We start from the raw sequence: 1,017 nt of genomic DNA, 5'->3' as shown, positions 1-1,017 counted from the left end.
CGCCGACACCTGGTCGGACGGTGTGCGCGAAGAAGCTCGCACAGGAGGCCGAGGCGGACATGCCAGAGCAGGCGGTCAGCAAAATGGCCAAGAACCTGCGCGGCGGCAAGGTCTTCGTGGACTGGTCCCAGAACAACCAGGCCAAGACCACGTTCCGGACGGCCGGGCCGCGCCCCCCCCCCCCCCCCCCCCCCCCCCCCCCCCCCCCCCCCCCCCCCCCCCCCCCCCCCCCCCCCCCCCCCCCCCCCCCCCCCCCCCCCCCCCCCCCCCCCCCCCCCCCCCCCCCCCCCCCCCCCCCCCCCCCGGACGGCCGGGCCGCGCGGCGGACGCCCCGGCCGTCCGGAACCGGGGCGTCCGCCGCGACGGGCTCGGGCTCGGGGGCTCGGGCTCGGGTTCGGGCTAGCGACCCTCGGCGCCCCAGTCGTCCCCGGAGCGGGCGCGGTGGTCTCGGACCGTGCGCACACGGTCACCGAGGGAGGAGGGGAGCCGGTCCTGGACACGGTCTGCCGCTTTGGAGGCGGCCTGCCGCCCGCTGAGGGCCGCCGCCTCCCCCGCGTTGCGTACCGCCGGGTTCTCCGAGATCCTCCGCACGCTCTTCCTGATCTGCTCGTAGCGCTCGCGTCCCGCGCGGGCACCGAGCAGGTAGCCGACGGCCAGTCCGGACACGAACGTGAGCCGGTAGCGCATAGCTTTGCCCCTTCTCTCGGCCTTGAGGTCCTTCTCCCGGCGTCCCGGCGGCCTCGGCCGCCCGGACGCCTCAAGGGGTACCGCGCATGGGCGGCGGCAATACCGATTTCGGAGCACCCCCTGGCATGCGCTAATGTATTCCCCGTCGCAAGGGAGCGCCCCGGCCACCGGGAGCGCGACCGGCGGGACATTCCCGTGTAGCTCAATCGGCAGAGCAGCCGGCTGTTAACCGGCAGGTTACTGGTTCGAGTCCAGTCGCGGGAGCAACAGCGGAAAGGGCCCCCGAGGGGGCCCTTTCTCTTCTCCCGCCCCCCGCGACTGGACTCGAAC

Annotated in this window: 1 protein-coding gene, 1 tRNA gene and 1 pseudogene; 2 read left to right on the top strand and 1 reads right to left on the bottom strand. The window is 75.4% G+C overall.

The window, feature by feature from the left end:
- Positions 1–164, top strand: a pseudogene (locus AB8Z75_RS35090) (ATP-dependent DNA ligase); the annotation flags it as partial.
- Positions 165–399: 235 nt separating this feature from the next.
- Here AB8Z75_RS35090 and AB8Z75_RS35085 read toward each other — a convergent pair.
- On the bottom strand, positions 400–687 hold the full coding sequence (locus tag AB8Z75_RS35085) for a YtxH domain-containing protein (protein WP_114018340.1): 288 nt from the start codon (positions 685–687) through the stop codon (positions 400–402).
- A 191-nt stretch (positions 688–878) separates the two neighbouring features.
- Here AB8Z75_RS35085 and AB8Z75_RS35080 point away from each other — a divergent pair.
- Positions 879–951, top strand: a tRNA-Asn gene (locus AB8Z75_RS35080).
- The last annotated feature ends 66 nt before the right edge of the window (positions 952–1,017 follow it).

Source organism: Streptomyces sp. PU-14G, from assembly GCF_041028275.1.
In the GTDB taxonomy this organism is placed as follows: Bacteria; Actinomycetota; Actinomycetes; order Streptomycetales; family Streptomycetaceae; genus Streptomyces.
The sequence above is the reverse complement of the archived record's forward strand: the minus strand, read 5'-3'. Positions and strand labels throughout refer to the sequence as shown.